Here is a 6,682-nt window from a genome sequence, read left to right on the forward strand (position 1 = left end):
TGCACAATACAGCGATAAAATGCTTTTTTAAGCCGCAGTGGATTGTAATCAAAGCAACCTTTCGCTAGTCCGGGCTGCTTTGCCAGCCAGTCATCATCAACAGCAAGGGGAATCAGGGGTGTCGCAAAACATCAGCGGACAAAATTTGAGCAACCAAAGGGACGACGATGCCCTCGGTTGGATGTACGACAAGATCACCGGCGAAGAAGACGCCCGCGTTTGCAAAGACATCCCTGATTCCGCCTGCCAACACCAACCGCGCAATTTCTTCGGCTACCTGGCCGGCAATACCTTCAGCAAGATGGCCGATGAGCTGAGCAGCGCCCGCCTGATTCTGCCCTGGCTGTTCGCTGCCTTGGGCGCACCCATGGCGCTGGTGGGATTCCTGGTGCCGATCCGTGAAGCCGGGGTGTTAATGCCGCAATTGCTGGTGGCGGCCCTGGTGCGCAGTCGACCCAAGCGCAAGGGTGTGTGGATGCTGGGCGCTTTGCTGTCGGCGCTTGCCTTGCTGGCGATGGCCGCAGCGGCCTTAACGCTGGACGGTTTTGTCGCCGGTCTGTGCTTGCTGGTGCTGTTGGTGATTTACAGTCTGGCGCGTGGCCTGTGTTCCGTTGCCGCCAAGGATGTGTTGGGCAAAACCGTGTCCAAAACCCGGCGCGGTACGCTGATGGGTTACAGCTCAGGCGTGTCCGGTTTGCTGGTGTTGGCCTTGGGGCTGGGCTTGATGTTCTTTCCCGAGCTCAAGCAAAACGCCGTCTTGCTCGGGGTGTTTTTGCTGGTGGCAGCGCTGTGCTGGGCGGTTGGCTTGCTGGGCTTTGCGTTTATTCGTGAACAGCCCGGTTCGACCGAAGGCGGTGGTAATGCGCTGCAGGTTGCTGTTTCGCAACTGGCGCTGTTGCGCAGCGATCAACATTTTAGGCGCTTTGTCTGGGCGCGAGCTTTATTGCTCAGCCTGGCGCTGGCGCCTCCTTTCTATGTGGTGATGGTGCAGCAGCAAGGCGGTAACTGGCTGGGGCTCGGTGCTTTGTTGATGTTGAGTGGTCTGGCCGCCAGTTGCAGTGGGCCGGTCTGGGGGCGCTTAAGTGATCGCTCCAGTCGTTGGGTGATGGCGCTGGCAGCGAGCGGCGCTGCGCTGGCCGGTCTGGGGGTGTGGATCAGCACGCTGTTGATGGGTGCCGATGCGGTGTCGCCACTGTTGATCGCAGTGCTCTATTTTGTGGTCATGATTTGTCACGGTGGTGTGCGCCTGGGGCGTAAGGCGTACCTGGTCGATCTGGCCAATGCCGATAACCGTGCTGCTTATGTGGCGGTCAGCAATACGCTGATTGGTGGCTTGATGCTACTGGCTGGCTGGGTAGGTCTGTTGGGTGATCAGTGGGGACCAGCGGGGGTATTGGGTGTGTTGGGCGCGGTGGCAATGCTGGCGGTGATTCAGGTGTTACGCTTGCCTGAGGTGGAGTGAGCGAAGGTCGTGCCGGGCTCAGGCAGCCCGGCCGGATTGACGTTTACAGCAGGTGAGGATTCATGCGTTTGTATTCACGCAGTGATTTGCGAGCGAGTTCGACTTTATTGTAGAGACGCATCCGTTCGGTTTTGTCACCGCTGCCGTTGGGGTTTTCCTGTACAAACTGACGCTTGGCTTCTTCGGCATCAACGATGGCTTGTTCAAGCTCTAGCAACTTCTGATCCATATTTTCCCTCATTAAACCCGTCGGACTGGCGCTAACCCGGTCTTAAAAACGAACCAACGCCAATTCGTGGCACCTTGCCTGTACGAACTGAAACGAAGATTAGTTCAGTGCGCCCATTCGCGCTATGACCGGTCCAGTGACCAGGATATCGGCGCTAAGCCGTTGTCTGACTGGCGTCCCTGTAAACTGCAATTGAGCCTTGCCCTGGTTCGTCGGCCTTTGAAGAAGTCCCTGCATGGGCCCGACGTTAGTGGCCTTGTGGGCCGCTATCCTTTTTCGTTGATCATTAACATGACACGCTATTGAATCTAGTTTTGTGAACCAATTCAAACTTTTAGCCGAGTCTAACGGTGGTAGATTTCGGCGCTTTTAACAAAGTTGGAACGACATCGAAGCAACAATCACCGTTCCAATTAATGTGGTGTGTGAACGATGCATTGCAAGGTCTGGACAGCGCTATGCGTGGCCTTCAGGCTCATAGCGAATAAACTGTAGTGCCACCATTACGTTAATATCGGCGGCAAATGCGGGTTATGTCTTGTATTTCGAACGCAGCGACCCAAGCCTTGGCTCCCTGTGATCACCCGACCCTTTGGGTTTGTTTTTCCGAGGAGAATTGAATGTCCCGTTCTTTACTGACCGCTTTACCGGCACAACTGGAGTCTCTGCGTGAGCAGGGGTTGTACAAGTCTGAGCGTATTATTCAGTCGCCTCAGTCTGCCTCGGTTGAATTGAGTAAAGGCTCGGTGATCAATTTGTGCGCCAACAATTATCTGGGTCTGGCCGATGACAGCAGCCTGATAAAAGCTGCCAAGGCTGGCCTGGACGATTACGGTTATGGCGCAGCCTCAGTGCGTTTTATCTGCGGTACGCTGCAAGTTCATAAAGATCTGGAAGCGCGCATCAGCGATTTTCTGGGCCTCGAAGACACCATTCTTTATTCCAGCTGTTTCGACGCCAACACTGGTTTGTTTGAAACTCTGCTCGATGGCGAAGACGCCATCATTTCCGATGCGCTCAATCATGCCTCGATCATTGATGGCGTTCGCCTGTGCAAAGCGCAGCGTTATCGTTACGCCAATAACGACATGGCCGAGTTGGAGCGTTGCCTGCAGCAAAGTCAGGACGCGCGTTATCGGCTGATCGTGACTGACGGTGTGTTTTCGATGGACGGCGTTATTGCCAATCTGCCGGCGATTTGCGATCTGGCGGAAAAATACGATGCGCTGGTGATGGTTGATGACAGCCATGCGGTCGGTTTTATGGGCGAGGGCGGTCGCGGTACACCGGAATATCATGGCGTGATGGATCGCGTCGATATCATCACCGGCACACTGGGCAAGGCGCTCGGCGGCGCCAGCGGTGGTTACACCAGTGCGGCCAAACCCATCGTCGATTGGTTGCGTCAGCGCTCGCGTCCTTATCTGTTTTCCAATTCGCTGGCGCCGAGTATTGCCGCGGCCAGTTTGCAGGCGCTGGATCTGATTGCCGATGGCGCGGCCTTGCGTCAGAAACTCTGGGACAACACCACCTATTTCCGCGACAGCCTGAGTCAGGCCGGCTTTAAACTCAGTGGCGGTGATCATCCGATTATCCCGGTGATGGTTGGCGATGCGGCCCTGGCCGGACGCATGGCAGAACGTTTATTGGAGCGCGGTATCTATGTGGTGGGCTTCAGCTATCCGGTAGTGCCGCAAGGTCAGGCGCGTATTCGCACGCAAATGAGCGCCGGTCTCGATCGTGAACAACTCGAATACGCGGTAACCGCTTTTATTGAAGTCGGCCGTGAACTGGAGATTATTGCATGAAGGCGCTGGCCAAACTGAAACCCGAAACCGGCATCTGGATGACCGAGGTAGCCGAACCGGAAGTCGGTCATAACGACTTGCTGATCAAGATCCGCCAGACCGCCATCTGCGGTACCGATGTGCATATCTATAACTGGGATCGCTGGTCGCAACAGACCGTGCCGCTCGGTCTGGTGACCGGCCACGAATACGTTGGCGAAGTCGTCGGCATGGGTCAGGAAGTGACCGGCTTTAACATCGGCGACCGCGTCAGTGGTGAAGGTCATATCACCTGCGGTTATTGCCGTAATTGCCGCGCCGGTCGCCGTCATCTGTGCCGCAACACCCAGGGCGTGGGTGTGAATCGCGCCGGGGCTTTTGCTGAATATCTGGTTATTCCAGCGTTCAATGCGTTCAAATTACCGGACGAAGTCAGCGATGAAATGGCGGCGATTTTCGATCCGTTCGGTAACGCCGTCCACACCGCCTTGAGTTTTAATCTGGTCGGTGAAGATGTACTGATCACCGGCGCCGGACCTATCGGTATGATGGCGGCAGCAGTCGCCAAACACGCCGGTGCGCGTCATGTAGTGGTTACCGACGTGAACGATTACCGGCTCGATCTGGCGAAAAAAATGGGCGCCAGTCGGGTGGTCAATGTCAGTCAGGAATCGCTCAAGGATGTGGTCAACAGCCTGCATATGACCGAAGGCTTTGACGTTGGTCTGGAAATGTCCGGCGTGCCCTCGGCGTTTCGCTCCATGCTCGATGCCATGAACCACGGCGGCAAGATCGCCATGCTCGGTATTCCGCCGGATGACATGGCCATCGATTGGAGCAAAATCATTTTTAAAGGCTTGGAAGTGAAGGGCATCTATGGCCGCGAAATGTTTGAAACCTGGTACAAGATGGCGAGCTTAATTCAATCCGGCCTGGATCTGTCACCAATGATTACCCACCGTTTCAAAGTCGACGATTTCGAAATCGGTTTTGAAACCATGCGCTCCGGTCAGTCGGGCAAGGTGTTGTTGGACTGGACGGCATGAGCACGGCTTTTCTTAACGCCCTGGCCAGTTTTTTTGTTGTTATCGATCCAATCGGCACGGCGCTGATTTTTTATTCGCTGACCGTTGGTCGTCCTTTTGCGTCGCGTTTTAAAACGCTGATTAAAGCCACGGCCATCGCCGCCAGCATTATTCTGCTGTTTGCCTGGGCGGGTGAAACTTTGCTCACCGCACTCGGCATTAGCATGGATGCCTTGCGCGTGGCCGGCGGGATACTGCTGTTTAACACCGCCTTTCGCATGATCACCTCAGCGCCGGTGCCGGACAAACCCACCGAACGCCCCTTGGGTGACATCAGTGTTTATCCGTTAGCCATTCCGTTGATGTCTGGCCCGGGTACGCTGACGCTGACCGTGCTGCTGATGGCCGATGCCGAAGGTTTGAGTGGTCAGGGAATCGTGATCGCCGCCGCCATGCTGGTGCTGGCAGTGACCATGGCTGGCGCCTTGATGGCCACCCAAATTCGTCGCCTGGTCGGTAAGACCGGCGACGATATTATTCAGCGTTTGTTGGGGGTTATTCTGGCAGCCCTGGCGATTCAGTTTGTGGCCAATGGTATTAACGGTTTGTTCTGAGGGTTAGGTTAAAAGTCGGTGCCGATCGACAAGAGCGGGCCAATGCCATATTGATAACCAAAACCGGCGGTGACTGTGCCGAAGTTATAGAGCACACCAGCACCGGGAATCAGTTCAGCGCCTAAGCGTCGACCTTCACAATAGCGGTTGCCACTGGGAGATTTCTCAACAATGTCGCACTCGTTCCACATTAATAATCCCAGGCTGGTATAAAGCGCAATTCGGTCGTTAGGTGCGTAACCTTTTAGCACCGAAATATAAAAAGGCCAGCCGGTTTGAACATTGTTTTCAATGGTTGTATTTGTTGACTGTGGCGGTGGTGGCGTTTCATAGATAACCGATCCGCTGTATTCCGAATGCCCCACAAAACCAAGCTCAGCGCCCCAGCTGTTGGCCATAAAACCAACGCCGAAATAGGGCGCATCAAAGTAGCCTTGATGACCGCCATAGCTGCCCCAGAAATAATCGTCTTTAGCCGACGCCTGCGCGCTGACCAGTACCAGTATGAACATCCAACCCAGACGTTGAATCATCGTTACTTCTCCATGGTTGCAAACGTCAGCGAGCTTGCCACGTGCAAACTGAACCGGGCATGACTGCGGTTAAGCAAACATCAAACTTTAAAGCGAGTAACTCAGCCCCAGGCCAAAAGAGCTGCCCAGCCCCAGTCGGTAATGATAGTTCGCCATCAGCGATAAATGATCCCAATCGCGCTGGCGGTTCAGTTGCAGCAGCTTGGCGTGCACACCAACACCCGGTATCAGCCGAAGATAGGAATCGTTATGGCGACAATACTGATCGACGCTGTTTTTCACCACTTCGCAGCGTTCCCAGTACATCAAACCCAGAGAAGTGTAGGTTGTCAGCCGTTCGTTGACATCAAAGCCTGCCATCATACCGACATGAAGAGGCACGAATACTAAGCCCTCGCTATCGACGGTTTCGGTGGCAAAGGTCGGGTCGTCATCGCTGACAAAGTAGAGTTTTTCATGCGCAATCACGGTGCCGACCTGCACACCAATATGGCCTTTGTAAGTGGAAAATCCCAGGTAGGTCCCGTCGAGTTCGTTATCGACGTTGCCCGCTTCGAGCCAGGTGTTGATTTCATCGGCCCGCAGCCCGGTGGTGCAAAAAATGAGTAGACAGCAAACAACTCGTTTCACAGCAAGCCTCCACAGTAGAACGATCATTATGCATGTTTCGGCGCATCGGCGTAGATCGATAGCCTAGTTGTTGCCCCGGCATAGCCTTATTAAATAAACAACAATATTTATATAATAAAGAATCCGAGTATCATAAGCGCATAGATTGGAATGGATTGGATCAGCCACTGAGGCAGATCCAAGCAAGGTGTCACCGGCTCGGTATCGCATGGACTGACGCCACTGCGATGCACCCTTTTAACGATTGTGTAACTAACAGACAGAGGACTAAATCATGAGCTTCACCCTTCCCGAACTGCCGTACGCCAAAGATGCCCTGGAACCGCACATTTCCCAGGAAACCCTGGAATACCACCACGGCAAACACCACAACACCTACGTCACCAAGCTCAACGGCATGGT

The 6,682-nt window shown here is 54.5% G+C and carries 7 protein-coding genes and 1 pseudogene; 5 read left to right on the plus strand and 3 right to left on the minus strand.

What is annotated here, in order from left to right; all coding sequences use genetic code 11:
- The first annotated feature begins 145 nt into the window (after positions 1-145).
- Positions 146-1,462, plus strand: coding sequence for an MFS transporter (locus tag ABMA60_RS06495; protein WP_392800368.1), 1,317 nt, complete (start codon positions 146-148; stop codon positions 1,460-1,462).
- Positions 1,463-1,505: 43 nt separating this feature from the next.
- Here the strand turns inward: ABMA60_RS06495 and ABMA60_RS06500 are convergent, their stop codons facing one another.
- Positions 1,506-1,691 (minus strand): hypothetical protein, encoded by a 186-nt coding sequence (locus tag ABMA60_RS06500; RefSeq protein ID WP_392800370.1) that lies wholly within the window; start codon positions 1,689-1,691, stop codon positions 1,506-1,508.
- Between the two features lie 620 nt (positions 1,692-2,311).
- Here ABMA60_RS06500 and ABMA60_RS06505 point away from each other — a divergent pair.
- From ABMA60_RS06505 to ABMA60_RS06515, 3 genes are read left to right on the plus strand one after another with little or no spacing between them, the layout of a single operon-like run.
- Positions 2,312-3,499, plus strand: coding sequence for a glycine C-acetyltransferase (locus ABMA60_RS06505; RefSeq protein ID WP_392800372.1), 1,188 nt, complete (start codon positions 2,312-2,314; stop codon positions 3,497-3,499).
- Positions 3,496-4,524, plus strand: a complete 1,029-nt coding sequence (gene tdh, locus ABMA60_RS06510) for an L-threonine 3-dehydrogenase (protein WP_392800375.1) — start codon at positions 3,496-3,498, stop codon at positions 4,522-4,524. Before ABMA60_RS06505 ends, tdh begins: the two co-directional genes overlap by 4 nt.
- Entirely contained in the window at positions 4,521-5,117 is a 597-nt protein-coding gene (locus ABMA60_RS06515; protein WP_392800378.1) for a MarC family protein, read from the plus strand. The genes tdh and ABMA60_RS06515 overlap by 4 nt, the downstream gene beginning before the upstream one ends.
- Before the next feature lie 8 nt (positions 5,118-5,125).
- Here the strand turns inward: ABMA60_RS06515 and ABMA60_RS06520 are convergent, their stop codons facing one another.
- Positions 5,126-5,650, minus strand: coding sequence for a hypothetical protein (locus tag ABMA60_RS06520; RefSeq protein ID WP_392800382.1), 525 nt, complete (start codon positions 5,648-5,650; stop codon positions 5,126-5,128).
- An 87-nt stretch (positions 5,651-5,737) separates the two neighbouring features.
- Complete coding sequence (locus ABMA60_RS06525; RefSeq protein WP_392800385.1) at positions 5,738-6,280, minus strand: hypothetical protein; 543 nt, start codon at positions 6,278-6,280, stop codon at positions 5,738-5,740.
- 274 nt (positions 6,281-6,554) lie between these two features.
- Between ABMA60_RS06525 and ABMA60_RS06530 the strand changes: the two are divergent.
- Positions 6,555-6,682, plus strand: a pseudogene (locus ABMA60_RS06530) (superoxide dismutase [Fe]); the annotation flags it as partial.

The sequence above is a fragment of the Saccharospirillum sp. HFRX-2 genome, from assembly GCF_043196805.1.
Classification (GTDB): domain Bacteria; phylum Pseudomonadota; class Gammaproteobacteria; order Pseudomonadales; family Natronospirillaceae; genus Saccharospirillum.

Excerpts from the sequence above, each read along its gene's own strand:
- ABMA60_RS06500 (WP_392800370.1), bottom strand. The coding sequence starts at position 1,691 with ATGGATCAGAAGTTGCTAGAGCTTGAACAAGCCATCGTTGATGCCGAA.
- ABMA60_RS06505 (WP_392800372.1), top strand. The coding sequence starts at position 2,312 with ATGTCCCGTTCTTTACTGACCGCTTTACCGGCACAACTGGAGTCTCTG.
- tdh (WP_392800375.1), top strand. The coding sequence starts at position 3,496 with ATGAAGGCGCTGGCCAAACTGAAACCCGAAACCGGCATCTGGATGACC.
- ABMA60_RS06515 (WP_392800378.1), top strand. The coding sequence starts at position 4,521 with ATGAGCACGGCTTTTCTTAACGCCCTGGCCAGTTTTTTTGTTGTTATC.
- ABMA60_RS06520 (WP_392800382.1), bottom strand. The coding sequence starts at position 5,650 with ATGATTCAACGTCTGGGTTGGATGTTCATACTGGTACTGGTCAGCGCG.